Raw genomic sequence first — 17,478 nt, 5'->3', positions numbered from 1 at the left:
CCTTAGGAGCGGATGAAGCGCAGCGCGAGGCGCGCGAGCTTCGGCACGGTGACGGGACGCAGCAGCCGCGCGTCGTAACCGCCCATGCGGCGGTCGTTTTCCTTCAGACACGTTTCAATCAACGCGCGCACCGAAACATTGCCCGCCACCGAATCGCCGACATTCGCCGGGAAGTTCGCGTCCTGCGCGGCGCCGCTCGTGTCGAACCCGCGCGCGAGGGAAATGCGGTCGCGGATCAGCGAGATCCACACGCTCGCAGTCTTTGCCAGGAACCACGGCTTGCGATACCACGGCAGGCTGCGCCGGTACCACGCCACCCAGTTGGCGAAGAACAGGATGTGACGCGCTTCTTCCTGAATCACCGGCTCGAAGGTCTCGACCAGCGCTTCGGGAAAGTAGCCCGATTGCCGCGCCGCCTCGAACAGCCCGAACGCGAAGAAACTGTCGATGCATTCGCTGTAGCCAGTCAGCATCCAGGCGCGTAAGGGATCGGCGGGGGCGGGATACGGCGGTTCCGGCGCGAGTGCGATGCCATACGCCTCCACCAGTTTCGACAGCACCAGCTTGTGACGCGCCTCCTCGCCGCCGTTCATGCGCAGCGCTTCGCGCAGATGCGCATCCGCGACCGTGGCCGCGTAGGTGGCGACGCGAATCGATGCGCGCCCTTCCGTTTGCACGGCGATGTCCCAAATAGGGAGCGAGGTCACGCGCTTCAGGGCGCCGGGGTCGAGCGGCGGCCAGTCGATGACGGCGGGCTTGTACGGGTTGTGCGTGGTCAGGAGCATTTCGCAGAACATGCGCTTGTGCAGGTCCGAACCGATCGGAATTTTCCCCGTGGACCGGTAGGTCCAGTGGCGCATCGCATGATCTGCTTCGACTGGGTTGAGCGTGTCGGACATATTCGAAGATTGGTCGCGGCCCGGGTACGTCCTGCGGAGTTTGGCATACAGAACGCAAACATGCAGTAAGTGGCGCTCAGGGAGGGCCCATCGGGAGGCGCCCTGCCGCTAGTCCGAAGCAGCGCAGGCGCTCAAGGCATCGACGTCGCCGGTCACGATCAGCTTCAGATGGCGCGTCACTTTCTCGATCGTCCAGTCCCACCATGCCAGGGCTTCGAGCTTCGCCACCGTCTCGGCCGGGAAACGCATGCGGATGATCCGCGCCGGATTGCCGCCGACGATCGCAGACGGCGGCACATCGCCAGTTACGACCGAGCGGGCCGCCACGATCGCTCCATTCCCGATGCTGACGCCCGGCATGATCAGCGCCTCGTAGCCAAGCCAGACGTCGTTGCCGATCACCGTGTCGCTCTTGAAAGGCAAGTCGGCGGGCGCGGGCGCTGCCTGCTCCCAGCCATGGCCGAATATGTGAAACGGGTAGGTCGAGATGCCGGAAAGCTTGTGGTTCGCACCGTTCATGACGAAGCGCACGCCGCGCGCAAGCGCGCAGAACTTGCCGATCACCAGCCTGTCGCCGATGAAAGGAAAGTGATAGAGAACGTTGCGCTCGAAGTTCTCGGAGTCTTCCGGGTCGTCGTAATACGTGTAGTCCCCGATCACGATATTCGGGTTCAATACCGTGTTCCGGAGGTAGCAGATCTGCGGAAAGCCTTCCATCGGATGCGGGTCTTGCGGATTCGGTCCATTCATGGGGAAGTCTGCAAAGGGGAAGCGGAGCGCCGGCGGCCGGCCGCCCGATTCTAGCGCGCGCTTTTTCGAGATCCGGTCCCGCCAGGCCCATTGAAATGCCCCGGCGTGATAATTACGGCCGGCGAGCCGCACGAGGGAACGCTCTAAAGGTCCCGCTATCGGGGCTTTCACTAGCTCCCCAACATTTTTGGCTTGGTAACCTTCTGCCGATTCTGAGCGGACACGATCCGCGGAATGCACCTGTTCCGGCGCCCCAACCACGCGCCGGACGCCTGGAAACGAGACCTTCCGGGTAGAACCGACCACCTTCTGGAGTTACAACAGTGAAGAAACTGCTCGCGGCACTGACGATGTCCCTTCTCGCCGCCACGTCGCTCACCGCCGTCACCGCCGCGCAGGCGAAGGACTATTCGACGATCCGCTTCGGTGTCGACGCCAGCTATCCCCCGTTCGAATCCAAGGGTTCCGACGGCAAGCTGGTCGGTTTCGATATCGATCTCGGCAACGAGATCTGCTCGCGCCTCAAGGCCAAATGCGTGTGGGTCGAGAATGACTTCGACGGCATGATCCCCGCTCTCAAGGCGAAGAAGTTCGACGGCGTGCTCTCGTCGATGTCGATGACCCCGCAACGCGCCGAGCAGATCGCCTTCTCGAGCAAGCTGTTCAACACGCCCACGCGCCTGGTCGCGAAGAAAGGCAGCAACATCATGCCGACAGCTGAAGGCCTGAAGGGCAAGAACGTCGGCGTGGAACAGGGCACGATCCAGGAAACCTACGCGAAGACCTACTGGGCGCCGAAGGGCGTGACGGTCACGCCGTACCAGAACCAGGATCAGGTCTATGCCGACCTGACGTCGGGCCGCCTCGACGCCGCGCTGCAAGACGCAGTGCAGGCCGAAATCGGCTTCCTGAAGACGCCGCGCGGCGCAGGCTTTGACTTCGCGGGCAAGGACCTGGACGATCCGAAGACGCTCGGCAACGGCGCCGGCATCGGCCTGCGCAAGGAAGACACCGACCTGAAGACGAAGATCGACAAGGCCATCGCCGACATCATCAAGGACGGCACCTACAAGAAGATCGAGAAGAAGTACTTCGACTTCAACGTGTACGGCAGCTAAGCCGTCCCGCCTCCCTCGAAACGGGCTCCGCGCCGCCACGGCACGGAGCCCGTTTCGTTTGCATCATCCCTTGTGGACGCCGCTGTCCGGGCGCCCGCCGCAGTGATTTCGGCTAAGATCGAACGTCCGGTAAGACGCCAGCGGAAGGAGACACCGCGGCGCCCCGCAACTATCCGAGGCAAGAAGCACGCATTCGCGTGCGCGCGACCCCTATGCAAACCCGAACCCACTCCCTGATCTCGCCGTCCCTCGGCACGACCCGCACCATCACCAGTTTTCACTACGGCCCCGGCGGCGGCCAGAAAATCTACATCCAGTCCTCGCTGCACGCCGACGAACTGCCCGGCATGCTGGTCGCGTGGCGTCTGCGTCGCCAGTTGGCCGAATTCGAAGCCGCCGGCAAGCTGCGCGGCGAAGTGGTGATCGTGCCGGTGCCGAATCCGATCGGCCTGTCGCAGCATTTGCACGGCACGCTGATGGGCCGTTTCGAAACCAACAGCGGCCACAACTTCAACCGCAATTTTCACGATCTCGCCGCGTTGATCGCGCCGCGCATCGAGGCGCGTCTCGGCCCGGACGCCGAGGCCAACAAGCTGGCCGTGCGCGCCGCCATGCGGGAAGCGCTCGATGAGCAGACGCCGCACACCGAACTCGAATCGCAACGGCTGGCGTTGCAGAAGCTGTCCTTCGACGCCGATGTCGTGCTCGACCTGCACTGCGACCTCGACGCCGCGCTGCATCTCTACACCAATCCGGACATCTGGGAAGAGGTAGAACCGCTGGCGCGCTATCTCGACGCCCGCGCGTCGTTGCTCGCGCTGAATTCCGTGGGCAATCCGTTCGACGAGATTCACAGCTTCTGCTGGTCCGACCTGCGCCAGCGTTACGGCGAGCGTTTCCCGATTCCGAACGGCGGCGTATCGGTGACGGTGGAGTTGCGCAGCCAGCACGACGTGTCCTATGAACTCGCGGACAAGGACGCGCAGGCCATCGTCAATTATCTGATCCGGCGCGGCGTGATAGACGCCCCGGTGCCCGAGCTGCCGCCGCTCGCTTATCCGGCCACGCCGCTTGCGGGCGCGGAGCCGATCGTCGCGCCGATGTCGGGCATCCTGGTGTTCCGCGCGCCGGTGGGCGAGTACATCGAGGCGGGCACGCCCGTCGCCGATATCATCGATCCGCTCACCGATACCGTGACCACGCTCAAGTGCACGACCTCGGGCGTCATGTACGCGCGCCACATCGTGCGCTTCGCGACGGCGGGGCTTGAAGTGGCGCGCATCGCGGGCGCGAAGGCGTATCGGACGGGGTCTTTGCTGTCCGCTTGAGCGCCTTTCTCTAAAACGGCGCGAGGCCGCATTGCGCGGCCACCACGCGCCAGTTCCCGTCGATCTCGCCCCAGGTTCGCGTGTAGCGCAGGCTGCCCGCGAACGGGGCGCCGCCGAACGTGCCGGTAATCGCCACGCGCGTCACCGTCACCGCGAACGTGCCGTACACGCGCACCCGCACGTCTTCCGTCTCCAGCTTCTCGATCCGCTGCATCCCATAGCGATGCCCGTTCAGGTCGTCGGCCTTCGTCCAGACCTTGCCGGTGGCATCGACGAAGCTCAGGTCGTCGGCGAGCAGCGCGTCGAGCGCGTCCACGTCCGACTTCATCATCGCCTGCTTCAGGCGCGCTTCCAGTTCGCGGATTCCCGTCTCGTCCATGGTGTCGCTCGCTAAAGGATTGAAGCGTGAGAATCGCATCGCGCGGGGTGAATGCACAAGCGCCACGCCTCCGCTAGTAGTGTTGCACCGGAGATACACCGAAAGTGGGTTGAAAGCGCTGTCACAGTTTCGTCTTTAGTGGCCGCTACAGTTGCGCCCGTCGCAACAAAGCGTCGATATAGAACGCGAAATTTCGCTGACACCGTCAACACCACACCGCGAACCAACTCACGGAGCTTGTTTTGAAGAAGAATATCCTGGCGACCGCCGCGCTCGCCGCATTTGCCGCCCTCGCCGCCACCTCCGCCCACGCACAAAGCAGCGTCACGCTGTACGGCATCATCGACGCCGGTATCAGCTACGCGAACAACGCAGCACGCACCGGCGGCAGCGACTCGCTCGTCAAGTACGACGACGGCGTGGCGCAAGGCAGCCGTTGGGGCCTGAAAGGCTCCGAAGATCTCGGTGGCGGCCTGAAGGCGATCTTCACGTTGGAAAACGGCTTCAACAGCGGCACCGGCGCGCTGGGCCAGGGCGGCGCTGAATTCGGCCGTCAGGCGTTCGTCGGTATTTCGAAGAACGACGTCGGCGCACTGACCTTCGGTCGTCAATACTCGTTCTCGACCGACTACCTCGGCGGCGCGTACTCGATCGGCGGCCAGACCGTCGCGGGCAACTACGCTTACCACATCAACGACGTCGACCAGCTGACCTCGAGCCGCATCAACAACTCGGTCAAGTTCAGCAGCGCCAGCTTCTACGGCGTGACGTTCGGCGCCATGTACGGCTTCTCGAACGCGGCTGGCGCCTTCGCCGGCTCGCCGACGGTCGGCACGACGGCCGGTTCGTCGCGCGCCTACAGCTTCGGCCTGAACTACAAGGCGGGCCCGCTCGGCATCGGCGCGGCTTACACAGACATCCACTACCCGGGCTCGTCCACGCCGGCGTTCTCGACCAACATCGCGAACATCACGCAAGCCAACATCAAGGATCTGCGCACGTTCGGCATCGGCGCGAACTACGCGCTCGGCGCAGCGACGATCTTCGGCCTGTGGACCAACACGCGCTTCGAACCGGTCACCGGCGCGAGCTCGAAGTTCAACGCGTTCGACATCGGCGGCAAGTATGCCTTCACGTCGGCGCTGACGGCTGGCCTCGGCTACTCGTACATGAACCTGACGGACAACGCCAAGGGCCACTGGCACCAGTTCGACGCGTCGGTCGACTACGCGCTGTCGAAGCGTACCGACGTGTACGTGCTCGGCATCTACCAGAAGGCTTCGGGCCGCAACGGCACGAACGACGTGCAGGCGCAGATCGGTTCGGCGACGAGCTACTTCGGCACGTCGGGTGTGGGCGAGAACGATCAGCTGGCGTTCCGCGTCGGCATCCGCCACAAGTTCTAAGCATCACTGCGACGCCGGACTTCAGGTCCGGCAGAGCAAGGAAAACGGGCCTGTACGGCCCGTTTTTTTCGTTTCAGGCGTGCGCGACGGCATCACTTCTTCTTGTCGCCCTTCTTGCCCGCCTGCGCATTGAAGCGCTCGATGTACTCGTCCATCAGCTTGCGGATGGCGCGGCCGATCGCCATGTAGTCGCTCTCGTTGAGATTGGCGAGCGACACGCGCCCCGACGGATGCTGCGTGCCGAAGCCGCGCCCCGGCAACAGCACGACGCGCGCGTCCTTCGCCAGCCGGAAGAGAATCTCCGACGGCTCGGTGTTCGCGATCACCCAGTCCACCAGCGCGCGGCCATGCCGGCGCTCGCCGAGATACTCCATGTCGAGAATCGTGTAGTAGTCGACCTGGTTCGCGTCCTCCTTCTCCAGCGCAATGCCGATCTCGCGATACAGCGCCGCCTTGCGGCTGCGGATCAGCCGCTTCAGCGCGTTCTTGTACGCGTCCGGCGTGTCCATCAACGAGAACAGCGAGAACAACACCATCTGCACCTGCTGCGGCGTGGACAGCCCCGCCGTGTGATTCAGCGCGACCGTGCGGCTGTCGGCGACGAGACGGTCGATGAACTTGAGCTTCTCGGGTTCCGTGGTGATCGACTCGTAGCGTTCGTGCAATTCGGCCTTCTGCTCCTTCGGCAATGCCGCGAGTTGCCGGTCGAGCACGTTGGTCCGGTGCGTCGCGATCGTGCCGAGCCGCCAGCCGGTCGCGCCGAAATACTTCGAATATGAGTACACGAGGATCGTGTTCTCCGGGCACAGCGCGAACAGCGAGACGAAGTCGTCGGCGAAGGTGCCGTAGACATCGTCGGTCAGGAGGATCAGGTCGGGCCGCTCCTTCACGATCTCGGCGATGTATTCGAGGCTCGACGTATCGATCTTCACGGAAGGCGGGTTGCTCGGATTGACGAGGAAGAATGCCTTCACCTTCGGATCGCGCAGCTTGTCGAGTTCCTTCTTCGAGTATTGCCAGCCCTGCGCGACATCGGCATCCAGGTTGATCACGTTGAGCCGGAAGTCGTTGAGACGCGGGATCTCGATGTACGGCGTGAAGATCGGCGAGCCGAGCGCAATGGTGTCGCCCGGACGGATCAGGAAGTTCTCGCGCATCGTGTTGAAGATGTAGGTCATCGCGGCCGTGCCGCCTTCGACCGCGAAGATGTCGAAGTCGCCGACGAACGGATGCTTGCCGATCATCTCGCGCCGCAGATAGTGCCCGACGATGATCTCGGACAACTTCAGCATGCGGTCCGGCACCGGATAGTTGCACGCGAGAATGCCCTCGCACATCTCGTAGAGAAAGTCGGCGGCGTTCAGGCCGAGCTGGTCGCGCACATACGACACCACGCCCGCGAGAAACGGAATGCCCGGCGTGTCCCTGAACTCGCGCGCGAAGATCTCGAAGCGCTCCTCGATACCCTCGCGTTTCGGAAAGCCGCCGACGCCCTCGGGCATGTACGCGAACGAGCGCTCCGACTCGCGCATCGCGAACAGGCCGAGCTGCCAGAAGCCATGCCGCGGGATGGTCGCGAGAAAGTTGGGATTGCCGCGGCCCGCGTTGAGCATCGCGAGGTTCGCGGGACGCTCCACCGCGCCGCCGCCGGCCGCCTTGATGAGTTCGTCCTTGAGTTCGAACGGGCTGAGCGACGCCATCGCGGCGCGATCGCCGGAAGCGGATTTCGGAGCCTTTGCCATCCAGCACCTCCAGAGAAAGAGTAAGGACGCGGCGTGCTTCAGCTGAGGAGCATGACCATCACCATGCCCCAGATCGTCAGCAGCGTATTGCCGACCGCATAGGTGACCGTGTAGCCGAGCCCCGGCACCTGGCTCTTGGCCGTGTCGCACAGCATGCCGAGCGCGGCCGTGGTCGTGCGCGCGCCGGCGCAAATGCCGAGCAGCAACGCGGGATCGAAACGGAAGACGTACTTGGCCAGATACATGCCGATGATGAGCGGCACCGACGACGCAAAGATGCCCCACAGGAACAGACTCACGCCGAGCTTCTGCAGGCCCGCGACGAAGCCCGGACCCGCCGTGATGCCCACCACCGCGATGAACACGTTGAGGCCGACGGAGTTCATGAACCACAGCGTCGGCGACGGGATGCGGCCGAAGGTCGGATGGATCGCGCGCAGCCAGCCGAACACGATGCCCGCGATCAGCGCGCCGCCCGCCGTCGAGAGCGTGAGCGGAATGCCGCCCGCGTGGATCACGACCGCGCCGACCAGCGCGCCCAGGGTGATCGCGAGGCCGGTGAACGCCATGTCGGCGACGTCGCTCGGGCGGTCGATCACGCCCACCTGCTTCGCCACCGCGCTCGTGTCCTGCGTGCGGCCCATCAGCGTGATGGTGTCGCCGCGCTGGAGCTTGGTGCTCGGCAGCACGGGAATCTGCGTCTCGGTCGCGCCGCGCTTGATCCTGCGGATGAACACGCCGCGCGCGCCGGGCATCTGCGCGAGTTCCGCGAGCGTCTTCGACTCGACTTCCTTGTTCGTGATGTAGATGTCGACGCCTTCCACCGGCACGGCCAGCAGTTCCGCATCGTCGACCTCTTCCGCCACGCCGCCGAGAATCTGCACGAGCTGCTCGCGCCGCCCCGCGACCGCGACGATATCGCCGGCCTTGAGGACGTCGTCGATCTTGGCTTCCTGGATCTTGCCGTCGCGCCGGATGCGCTCGATGAACAGGCGCGCGCCGGCCGGCTCCAGCGCTTCCGTCTGCGCCACCGTCAGGCCCGCCGCCTGGCCGCCCGCGGGCACGCGGTAGGCGCGCAGCGTGAACTGGTGCCACGCGAGACCGTCGCCGGACAGGTTGCTGCCGCCGCCCATGCGCGCCTCGTAGTCCTTGCAGGCCTGCACGAGATCGATGCCGAGCAGCTTCGGGCCGAGCATCGACAGAATCAGCGCCGAGCCGATGGTGCCGTAGATATAGGTGACCGCGTAGGCGGTGGGCATGGCGTCGAGCAGGGCCTTGGCCTCGTCGGGCGGCAGGCCGAGCCGGTTGATGGCGTCGGTGGCGAGGCCCATCGAGGCCGAGATGGTCTGCGAGCCGGCGAACAAGCCGGCTGCGGAGCCGATGTCATAACCCGCGACCTTTGCGGCGATCCACGATGACGCGAGACACAGCACGCACAGGATCACGGAGAACAGCGCCTGCGGCAGGCCGTCCTTGGCGATGCCGCGCACGAACTGCGGTCCCACGCCATAACCTACGGCGAAGAGGAACATCAGGAAGAAGACGGACTTGACGTTCGGCGAGATGGTGATGCCGAGCTGTCCGATGGCGATGGCGGCGAGCAGCGTCGCGGTGACGGCGCCGAGACTGAAGCCCTTGAAACTCTTTCCGCCGACCCAGTAACCGACACCGAGCGACAGGAACACGGCGATCTCAGGATAACTGCGCAACGTTGCGGTGAGCCATGACATAGCCACTCCTTGCGAAAGCGGGAAGTCGAACAGGCACGGTCGACACGGTGGCGCGAGGGCTCACCGTGCTAAGCGTTTGCACACCAATACACTATTTCTCGCTTGAAACGCGATGCATTCGTGATTTTTTGTTCAGGCCGATGCCGCTTGTCGCCCACGCTTTACCGCCCAAGAAAAATGCACGCGCAAATGAAAACAGCGGCCGAAGCCGCTGTTTTCATTCAGGCCGTGGAGGCCCCGCTCATTCCGCCGTTTCGAGCAGCGGATAGTCGGTGTAGCCCTTCGCGCCGGGCGCGTAGAACGTCGAGGTGTCCCAGTCGTTCAGCGCGGCGTCCTGCTCGAAGCGGCGCACCAGATCCGCATTCGCGATGAACGGCTTGCCCCAGGCCACCGCGTCCGCGTCGCCGCGCGCGATGATTGCTTCGGCGCTCGCCTTCGAGAACCCTTCGTTGACGATATACACGCCGCCGAACGTCTTCTTCAGTTGCGGCCCGAGGCTGTCGCCCGCTTCATGCTCGCGCGCCGCGATGAACGCAATCTTGCGACGGCCGAGTTCTGCCGCGACATAACCGAAGGTCGTGGTGCGGTCGCTGTCGCCCATCGTGTGGGAATCCGCGCGCGGCGCGAGATGCACGCCCACACGGTCCGCACCCCAGACGTCGATGCATTCGTCGACCACGTCGAGCAGCAGGCGCGCACGGTTTTCAAGGGCGCCGCCGTAGGCATCGGTACGCTTGTTGGTGCTGTCCTGCAGGAACTGGTCGAGCAGATAGCCATTCGCGCCATGCACTTCGACGCCGTCGAAACCCGCACGCTTCGCATTCTCCGCGCCCTTGCGGAACGCAGCGACCACGCCGGCGATTTCATCCAGTTCGAGCGCACGCGGCGTCACGAACGGACGCTGCGGACGCACGAGACTCACATGTCCGCCCGCCGCGATGGCGCTCGGCGCCACCGGCAATTCGCCGTCGAGGAACACGGGGTCCGAGATGCGGCCCACATGCCACAGTTGCAGCATGATCTTGCCGCCGGCATCGTGCACGGCCTTCGTCACGAGCTTCCAGCCTTCCACCTGCTCATCCGACCAGATGCCCGGCGTGTCGGCATAGCCGACGCCTTGCGGCGTCACCGAAGTTGCCTCGCTGAGAATCAGACCGGCCGACGCGCGGTCCGCATAGTACTGCGCCATCAGCGCGTTCGGCACGCGTTCGACACCGGCACGCTGACGCGTGAGCGGAGCCATGATGATGCGGTTCTTGAGCGTGAGTGCGCCTACCTTGAGCGGATCGAAGAGAGTCGTCATGTAATGGCATCCTAAATATATTGAAAGCTGGACCGCGCCGTGCGGAAAACTTGCTCAGAGCTTCGCGAGGGAATCGCGGAACGCCTGGATCACCGCTTCGTCGCGCTTGAAAAACACCCACTGTCCAACGCGCTTCGTGGTGACGAGTCCGGCCTTTTGCAAAACGGAAAGATGCGCCGAAACGGTGGACTGCGACATGTCGCAGCGTCCATCGATCTGACCCGCGCATACGCCGTGCAGATGCGGCAGTTCCTGTTCAGGAAAATGCAGCTCCGGCTCCTTCAGCCATTCGAGAATCTCGCGGCGAAGGGGGTTGGCGAGGGCCTTGTGAATTGCGTCGATATCCATTTCGGTGCGCTTGTGTCTGACGAAACGGAGGCAAAGGCTTCCGAAATCGTCTTGCATCGAAGTTTATATCGGGAATTTACGATATGCAAGTGCCTCGGCTTCATCGATCGGCAACCTGAGGCGTGGCGGAGGCGCTGGCAGCGGTCGAATGGCAGGCAGAGAACGGCACGACCCAGCCGCCCGAGCGCATCGTGCCCTCGACGAAGGCGTCCTGGGCGAAGCGCCCCTTGAAGATGGTGCCGTCGGGACGCGTTTCCACACCCTGTCCCTCGGCCTTGCCGTTCACGACCTGTCCGACATAGCGGCCGCCGTCCGCGCGTGTGAGCGTGTCGGCAACGGCATGCCCGGTCACGCATGCCATGGCGAACCACAAGGAAACCGTGCGCACGTTCATGCGACCTCCCGTGCCGTGAGCTTCATGCGAGCACGCTGCCACAGCGAGCCGGGCGTCTCGGTGCGCTGTGCCGCACAGGCAATGGCATGCACCATTTCACGCAGCGCATTTATTCCAGGAATTTCCGGGCAATTTGTTCTGTAATACCAAGTAGCCGATGGCATAATCGCCGCCGTCACGACTTCCGACCTTACTTCCGATCACCATGCGCCGTCGCCTCCATCAACGAACGGGTTCACTGCTGGCGTTGTTCGCCATGCTGCTGATCACGTTCGCCCCGGCGATCTCGCAGTTGCTCGCGGCCCATGCGCGTGCAACGGACTTCACGGCGGAACTGTGCTCGGCGCACGCGACACCCACGGACGAGCCTCACCGCTCCGATGCGCCCGTACATCTCGACGGCCAGGCCTGCGGCTACTGCCATGTCTTCGCGCATGCACCCGTTTTGCCAACCGTACGGCTGGCGTTCTCGCTGGATATTCCTGCGCGGCAATCCGTCGCGGAAGCGCCCGCGCGCGACACGCGGCGCGCCACGTATTTCTCCCCGGCGCAGCCACGCGCCCCGCCCGTTCTGATCTGACCTCGTCCTCATGACGCGATGCCCTGGCGGCATCGAGCGGTCTCGCACGCCTGTGCGCGTGCGCGATCTTTCACGACCGATATCAGAGAAGAACCATGAACCTGTGCCCGACCCCGCGCGGCCATGAGCCGCGTCTATCCGCATCCGAGCGAGCGGAGGCGAAACAATGAAATACGCCCTCGCCCGAAGAAGCGCCTTCGCCACCGGCGTGAGCCTGCTATTCGCCTCGCGCGCGTTTTCCCAGACGACGCCTGAACCCACCGCCACGCTCCCCGCCGTGATCGTGCAGGGACAGTCCGATCAATCGCTCACGTCGCAGACCGTCGCTCAGGACAAACGCAAGCTCTTCGAGACGGTCGGCTCGGTCGGTTTCGTCGATGGCGACGACCTCCAGAATACCTACGCCTTCACCCTGCGCGACGTGCTCAAGAACGTGCCCGGCGTGTTCGTGCAGAACCGCTATGGCCAGGAACTGCGGCTGTCGATCCGCGGCTCGGGCATCGCGCGCAGCTATCACACGCGCGGACTCGAAATCCTCCAGGACGGCATTCCGACCAACCTCGCCGACGGCAGCGGTGACTACTATCAGATCGACCCCATCGCGCTGCAATCCGTCGATGTCTACAAGGGCGGCAACGGCCTCGCATACGGCTCGTCGATGCAGGGCGGCGCGATCGACTTCATCACGCCGACCGCCCGCACCGCCGAGGCGCCGAACATACTGCGCCTCGAAGGCGGCAGCTACGGCACGGTCCGCAGCAGCGCGCAGTTCTCGCGCGTGCTGGGTCCGCTGGATTTCATCGGCACGTTTTCGGTGAATCATGCGGATGGCTATCGCGATCACGAACGCGGCCAGTACGAGCAGTTCAACGCGAACATCGGCTACCGCTTCTCGCCGCAGGTCGAGACGCGCTTCTACCTGGGCGTGTATGTCGTCGATCAGGAACTGCCGGGCACGCTCTCGCTCAGCGACGCCCTGAACAATCCCACCAAGGCCGCGCCGAGCGCGCTGTCCGGCGATCAGGCGCGCGACACGCGCACCGAACGCATCGCCAACAAGACGAGCGTGAAGCTCGATGTCGGCCAGCTCGACGTCGTCACCTGGGCGATTCACAAGAGTCTCTATCACCCGATCTTCCAGGTGCTCGATCAGGACGGCTGGACCTACGGCATCGCCCCGCGCTATACGGCGACGCTCAATCTGGGCGGCATGCGCAACGACGTGATCGCGGGCGCGCGCTTCTTCGGCGGCAATACGCAGGCGCGGCAGTACGTGAACGTCTCGGGCAACGAAGGCACGCAGACGCTGGACTCCACGCAAAGCGCGTACAACTACGAAGCCTACGTGGAAGACCGCCTGTTCTTCCTGCCGACCGTCGCGCTGATGGCGGGCTTCAAGGCGTTGCGCGACGTGCGCCAGTATGTCGATCATGGCGGCCTTGCCGCCGACCCGACCTACAAGTCGACCAGCGAGACCTTCAGCGGCGTGAATCCGAAACTCGGCCTGCTATGGCAGCCGAACCGCGAGATCCAGGCGTACGTGGACGTCACGCGCAGCCAGGACGTGCCCGACTTCAGCGACCTGACGCAAACCTTCTCGAACACGACGCAATTCACGCCGCTGAGCGCGCAGCACGCCTGGACCCTCGAACTCGGCACGCGCGGCACGCGCGATCGCGTGAGCTGGGACCTGACGGCGTATCGTTCGATCGTGCGCGATCAGTTGCTTCAGTACACCACGAGCCCCGACATCCCCGCCTCCACCTTCAACGCGAACAAGACCGTGCTGCAGGGCGTCGAAGCAGGCGTTTCAGTGGACGTGCTGCACAATCTGACGAGTCCCGGCGCAGGCGACAAGGTGACGCTCTCGGGCGTATGGAACCTGAGCGATTTCCGCTTCAAGGACGATCCGGTGTACGGCAACAACCGCATCGCGGGCGTGCCGGTGAACGTGGTGCGCGCCGTGCTCGGCTACTCGCGGCCCAATGGCTTCCATGTGTCGGCATCGGTGGACTGGGTGCCGGCCGGCGCCTGGGCCGACGACGCCAACACCCTGCGCGTGCCCGGCTACACCTTGCTGGGCCTTCAGGCGGGCATGGACTTCAAGAACGGGCTGTCGATCTTCCTGGATGCGCGCAACCTGACCAACAAGCGCTATGTCAGCGACATCAGCACGGTCGCCGACGCCCGCACGGCATCGACGGCAATCTTCTATCCGGGCGAGGGACGCAGCGTCTTCGCGGGTGTCCGCTACGCCTTCTAGGCCGGTCTGTGCGGCCCGTCCGGCGGCCCGTGTCGATACGGCACACGCCGCCGGACCGCGCGGTCTGGTAACCTGCCCGGTTTCACCGTTCGTCGGACTTCACGCAACGCTTATGGATACTCCCTTCAACGAACGCGGCGTCACCCTGTCGCGCGCGGGCCTGTCGGCCTCGGGCCAGATGATCCCGCTGCGCGAACTGCGTTCAGCGCGCGTCGTCATGATTCCGCGCCAGAAGCCGCTGCCGCTCATCCTTGCGCTGATCGGGCTCGTGATGCTGGGCGCGGGCATCTTCACCGGCTCGGGCGCGACGCTCGTGCTCGGCATCATGCTCGTCGTGGTCGGCTACCTGACCTGGATCACGCAGGACGTCATCTATCAACTGATGGTCGCGACGCCCGACGGCGAACGCGAAGTGCTCATCACGAAAGATCAGGCCTTCGCGGACAAAGTGGCCGCGCTGGTTGCCGAGGCGGTCGCGAAGCACGCCGCAGCCACTGCGGCGGTGAAGCCGCAGAGCTGATCGTCACGGCACGAGCCCTCCGCGCCGTGAAGCGCCGTCAGGTGATCTGCAACGGCTCGACGTGCCAGATATCGCGGGCATACTCCGCAATCGTGCGATCCGACGAGAAAATGCCCATGCCGGCCACGTTCTCGATGGCGCTCCGGGTCCACGCGTCCTTGTCGCGGAACTTGAGATCGACTTCGGTCTGGGTCTTGTCGAAGCTGTCGAAGTCGGCGAGCACCATGTAGTGATCGCCCCAGTCCACCAGCGTGTGGAAGATGTCGTAGAAGCGGTGCGGCTCTTCCGGCGAGAAATGCCCGAGGCGGATCTGGTCGAGCGCGACCTTCAGTTCCGGGTTCTCCTCATAGATCTGCCGCGGCCGATAACCCGCCGCACGCAAGGACTCGATCTCGTCGGTCGTGTTGCCGAAGATGAAGATGTTCTCGCGTCCCACCGCATCGCAGATTTCGATATTCGCGCCATCCAGCGTGCCAATGGTCAGCGCACCGTTCAACGCCAGCTTCATGTTGCCGGTGCCTGACGCTTCGGTGCCGGCCATCGAAATCTGCTCGGAGAGATCCGCTGCCGGAATGATCAGTTCCGCGACGCTCACGCCATAGTTCGGAATGAAGCCCACTTTGAGGCGATCGCCGACCAGCGGGTCCGCGTTGATCTTCTTCGCGACGTCGTTGATGAGCTTGATGATGTTCTTCGCCATCTTGTACGCCGACGCCGCCTTGCCCGCGAACATCACCACGCGCGGCGTCCAGTCCTGCTCCGGATTCTCTCGGATGCGGTTGTAGCGCACGATCACATACAGGATGTTGAGCAGCTGCCGCTTGTACTCGTGGATCCGCTTCACCTGCAGGTCGAACAGCGCCTCGGGATTGATGATCGCGTGGGCCTCGCGTTTCGCGCGTTCGACGAGCCGCAGCTTGCTCGCGAACTTCGCCTCGTGAAACGCCTTGCGGAATTCGGGATCGTCGCGCCATTCGCGCAGCCGGCCGAGTTCGAAGAGATCGGTGCGCCAGCGCGGCCCGAGGCGCTTGTCGATCAGGCTGGACAACGACGGACTCGCCTGCGCCAGCCAGCGGCGCGGCGTGACGCCGTTCGTCACGTTGGTGAAGCGCTCCGGATACATGCGCGCGAAGTCGGAGAAGATGTTCTGCACCATCAGTTGCGAGTGCAGCTTTGAAACCCCGTTGACCTTGTGACTTGCGACGATCGCCAGATGCGCCATGCGCACGCGACGCTGGCCGTATTCATCGACGAGCGAGATGCGGCGGATCAGCTCCACGTCGCGGCCGAACTTCTCCGTGACCTGCTTGAGGAATTGCGCGTTGATCTCGAAGATGATTTCCAGATGCCGCGGCAGCAGCCGCGCGAGCATCTCGACGTCCCAGGTTTCGAGCGCCTCCGGCATCAGCGTGTGGTTCGTGTACGAGAACATCTGCTGGATCAGCTTCCACGCCTTGTCCCACGGCAGATGATGACGGTCCACCAGCAGCCGCATCAGTTCGGGAATCGCCAGCACAGGATGCGTGTCGTTCAGATGCACCGCCACCTTCTCGGCGAGGCGCCCGAAGTGCGTATGCGTGCGCTGATAGCGGCGGATCAGATCCTGCATCGTCGCGGAGACGAAGAAGTATTCCTGGCGCAGACGCAGTTCGCGGCCGGCTTGCGTCGAATCATCCGGATACAGCAGCCGCGACACGTGTTCGGACGTGTTTTTCGCTTCCACCGCGCGGCGATAGTCGCCCTGGTTGAACGCGGAGAGATCGAACTCGTCGGTCGCGCGCGCGGACCACAGGCGCAGCGTGTTGGTCGCCGTCGTGGCGAAGCCGGGGATGACCGTGTCGTAGGCCATCGCGTTGACGTGCTCGGTATCGATCCAGTCGGTACGGTCTTCATGCTGCACGGTACGCCCGCCGAAATGCACGGTGTACACCACTTCCGGACGCGGAAACTCCCACGGATTACCCGCGCGCAGCCAGTAGTCGGGCATTTCAACCTGATTTCCGTCGACGATGGTCTGGCGGAACATCCCGTATTCGTAACGGATGCCATAGCCGAAACCGGGCACGCCGACGGTTGCCATCGAGTCGAGGAAGCAGGCGGCGAGACGGCCCAGGCCGCCATTGCCGAGCGCGGCATCGGGTTCGAGATCTTCCAGCGCGGAGAGATCGACGCCAAGACCGGCAAGCGCGTCGCGCACCTCGTCGTGAATGCCGAGCGCGAGCAGCGCGTTGGTGAAGGTCCGGCCGATGAGGAACTCCATCGACAGGTAATAGACGCGTTTCACGTCCTGTTCGTATTGCAGGCGAGTGGTGCGCATCCAGCGCGCCACGAGGCGGTCCCGCACCGCCAGTTCGACGGCATGCAGCCAGTCGCGCGGCTGCGCGGTGACCGCATCCTTGCCCACGCCGTACATCAGGCGGTTCGAGATGGAGCGCCTGAGCGCATCGACAGTACTATTGAGCTGGTCGAATTCCAGGTCGACGGATGTCATCGAAACCTCCGGTTATTGCATCATATGCAGCGACCGCGAAAGCGCATCCGGAGTTCACCGATTGGACGCATTTGCCGGCTCTCGCCCGATTCCACGCGGGTGCGGTCGCGCCTGAACGTGCAGGTTACGCCAGTTTTATTGTTTTTGGTATGACGGCTCATGCACCGCAATGAGGCCCGGGAATTGCTGATCACGCTGCATGTCCTTGTTGGCGCAGGGAAATAATT

General features: G+C 64.0%; 15 protein-coding genes. 6 read left to right on the top strand and 9 right to left on the bottom strand.

From position 1 onward, the window contains the following. Positions 1-2: 2 nt before the first annotated feature. A complete protein-coding gene (locus QCE88_RS34260) occupies positions 3-899 on the bottom strand; it encodes a ferritin-like domain-containing protein (protein WP_309909875.1) in 897 nt (298 codons plus the stop codon). A gap of 108 nt (positions 900-1,007) precedes the next feature. Continuing rightward, a complete protein-coding gene (locus tag QCE88_RS34255) occupies positions 1,008-1,649 on the bottom strand; it encodes a Vat family streptogramin A O-acetyltransferase (protein WP_409018298.1) in 642 nt (213 codons plus the stop codon). A gap of 323 nt (positions 1,650-1,972) precedes the next feature. On the opposite strand from QCE88_RS34255, the gene QCE88_RS34250 reads away from it, so the two are divergent. Next, positions 1,973-2,767 (top strand): ABC transporter substrate-binding protein, encoded by a 795-nt coding sequence (locus QCE88_RS34250; protein ID WP_309909873.1) that lies wholly within the window; start codon positions 1,973-1,975, stop codon positions 2,765-2,767. A gap of 212 nt (positions 2,768-2,979) precedes the next feature. Next, the gene (locus QCE88_RS34245) at positions 2,980-4,095 is read left to right on the top strand and encodes a M14 family metallopeptidase (protein ID WP_309909872.1); all 1,116 of its coding nucleotides are present in this window, start codon (positions 2,980-2,982) and stop codon (positions 4,093-4,095) included. 10 nt (positions 4,096-4,105) lie between these two features. Here the strand turns inward: QCE88_RS34245 and QCE88_RS34240 are convergent, their stop codons facing one another. Further along, the gene (locus QCE88_RS34240) at positions 4,106-4,474 is read right to left on the bottom strand and encodes a nuclear transport factor 2 family protein (protein WP_309909870.1); all 369 of its coding nucleotides are present in this window, start codon (positions 4,472-4,474) and stop codon (positions 4,106-4,108) included. A 242-nt stretch (positions 4,475-4,716) separates the two neighbouring features. On the opposite strand from QCE88_RS34240, the gene QCE88_RS34235 reads away from it, so the two are divergent. Beyond that, the gene (locus QCE88_RS34235; protein ID WP_309909869.1) at positions 4,717-5,880 is read left to right on the top strand and encodes a porin; all 1,164 of its coding nucleotides are present in this window, start codon (positions 4,717-4,719) and stop codon (positions 5,878-5,880) included. A 92-nt stretch (positions 5,881-5,972) separates the two neighbouring features. Here the strand turns inward: QCE88_RS34235 and QCE88_RS34230 are convergent, their stop codons facing one another. From QCE88_RS34230 to QCE88_RS34210, 5 genes are all read right to left on the bottom strand, one after another. Further along, positions 5,973-7,622, bottom strand: a complete 1,650-nt coding sequence (locus QCE88_RS34230) for a bifunctional aspartate transaminase/aspartate 4-decarboxylase (protein WP_309909867.1) — start codon at positions 7,620-7,622, stop codon at positions 5,973-5,975. A 38-nt stretch (positions 7,623-7,660) separates the two neighbouring features. Further along, the gene (aspT, locus tag QCE88_RS34225) at positions 7,661-9,352 is read right to left on the bottom strand and encodes an aspartate-alanine antiporter (RefSeq protein WP_309909866.1); all 1,692 of its coding nucleotides are present in this window, start codon (positions 9,350-9,352) and stop codon (positions 7,661-7,663) included. Positions 9,353-9,593: 241 nt separating this feature from the next. Beyond that, positions 9,594-10,655, bottom strand: a complete 1,062-nt coding sequence (locus QCE88_RS34220; protein WP_309909865.1) for an alkene reductase — start codon at positions 10,653-10,655, stop codon at positions 9,594-9,596. A gap of 54 nt (positions 10,656-10,709) precedes the next feature. Further along, entirely contained in the window at positions 10,710-11,003 is a 294-nt protein-coding gene (locus QCE88_RS34215; RefSeq protein ID WP_309909863.1) for a metalloregulator ArsR/SmtB family transcription factor, read from the bottom strand. Between the two features lie 100 nt (positions 11,004-11,103). Beyond that, entirely contained in the window at positions 11,104-11,397 is a 294-nt protein-coding gene (locus QCE88_RS34210; RefSeq protein WP_309909862.1) for a hypothetical protein, read from the bottom strand. A gap of 205 nt (positions 11,398-11,602) precedes the next feature. Here QCE88_RS34210 and QCE88_RS34205 point away from each other — a divergent pair, with 205 nt between their 5' ends. The 3 genes from QCE88_RS34205 (at position 11,603) to QCE88_RS34195 (ending at position 14,760) form a co-directional block, all read left to right on the top strand. Continuing rightward, entirely contained in the window at positions 11,603-11,977 is a 375-nt protein-coding gene (locus QCE88_RS34205) for a DUF2946 domain-containing protein (protein ID WP_309909860.1), read from the top strand. Positions 11,978-12,143: 166 nt separating this feature from the next. Continuing rightward, positions 12,144-14,240, top strand: a complete 2,097-nt coding sequence (locus tag QCE88_RS34200; protein ID WP_309909859.1) for a TonB-dependent receptor — start codon at positions 12,144-12,146, stop codon at positions 14,238-14,240. 112 nt (positions 14,241-14,352) lie between these two features. Beyond that, positions 14,353-14,760, top strand: a complete 408-nt coding sequence (locus QCE88_RS34195) for a DUF6232 family protein (protein WP_309909857.1) — start codon at positions 14,353-14,355, stop codon at positions 14,758-14,760. Between the two features lie 37 nt (positions 14,761-14,797). On the opposite strand, the gene QCE88_RS34190 is transcribed toward QCE88_RS34195, so the two are convergent. Continuing rightward, positions 14,798-17,251 (bottom strand): glycogen/starch/alpha-glucan phosphorylase, encoded by a 2,454-nt coding sequence (locus tag QCE88_RS34190; RefSeq protein WP_309909855.1) that lies wholly within the window; start codon positions 17,249-17,251, stop codon positions 14,798-14,800. Positions 17,252-17,478: the final 227 nt, after the last annotated feature.

This window comes from Caballeronia sp. LZ035, from assembly GCF_031451175.1.
In the GTDB taxonomy this organism is placed as follows: domain Bacteria; phylum Pseudomonadota; class Gammaproteobacteria; order Burkholderiales; family Burkholderiaceae; genus Caballeronia.
Note: the sequence above shows the minus strand (reverse complement) of the source record. Positions and strands in the feature narration are given on the sequence as shown.

Bases quoted from the DNA above. Each gene is read 5' to 3' on its own strand.
- QCE88_RS34190 (WP_309909855.1), bottom strand. From the start codon at position 17,251: ATGACATCCGTCGACCTGGAATTCGACCAGCTCAATAGTACTGTCGAT.
- QCE88_RS34255 (WP_409018298.1), bottom strand. From the start codon at position 1,649: ATGAATGGACCGAATCCGCAAGACCCGCATCCGATGGAAGGCTTTCCG.
- QCE88_RS34245 (WP_309909872.1), top strand. From the start codon at position 2,980: ATGCAAACCCGAACCCACTCCCTGATCTCGCCGTCCCTCGGCACGACC.
- aspT (WP_309909866.1), bottom strand. From the start codon at position 9,352: ATGTCATGGCTCACCGCAACGTTGCGCAGTTATCCTGAGATCGCCGTG.
- QCE88_RS34210 (WP_309909862.1), bottom strand. From the start codon at position 11,397: ATGAACGTGCGCACGGTTTCCTTGTGGTTCGCCATGGCATGCGTGACC.
- QCE88_RS34200 (WP_309909859.1), top strand. From the start codon at position 12,144: ATGAAATACGCCCTCGCCCGAAGAAGCGCCTTCGCCACCGGCGTGAGC.
- QCE88_RS34230 (WP_309909867.1), bottom strand. From the start codon at position 7,622: ATGGCAAAGGCTCCGAAATCCGCTTCCGGCGATCGCGCCGCGATGGCG.
- QCE88_RS34240 (WP_309909870.1), bottom strand. From the start codon at position 4,474: ATGGACGAGACGGGAATCCGCGAACTGGAAGCGCGCCTGAAGCAGGCG.
- QCE88_RS34195 (WP_309909857.1), top strand. From the start codon at position 14,353: ATGGATACTCCCTTCAACGAACGCGGCGTCACCCTGTCGCGCGCGGGC.
- QCE88_RS34205 (WP_309909860.1), top strand. From the start codon at position 11,603: ATGCGCCGTCGCCTCCATCAACGAACGGGTTCACTGCTGGCGTTGTTC.
- QCE88_RS34260 (WP_309909875.1), bottom strand. From the start codon at position 899: ATGTCCGACACGCTCAACCCAGTCGAAGCAGATCATGCGATGCGCCAC.
- QCE88_RS34220 (WP_309909865.1), bottom strand. From the start codon at position 10,655: ATGACGACTCTCTTCGATCCGCTCAAGGTAGGCGCACTCACGCTCAAG.
- QCE88_RS34215 (WP_309909863.1), bottom strand. From the start codon at position 11,003: ATGGATATCGACGCAATTCACAAGGCCCTCGCCAACCCCCTTCGCCGC.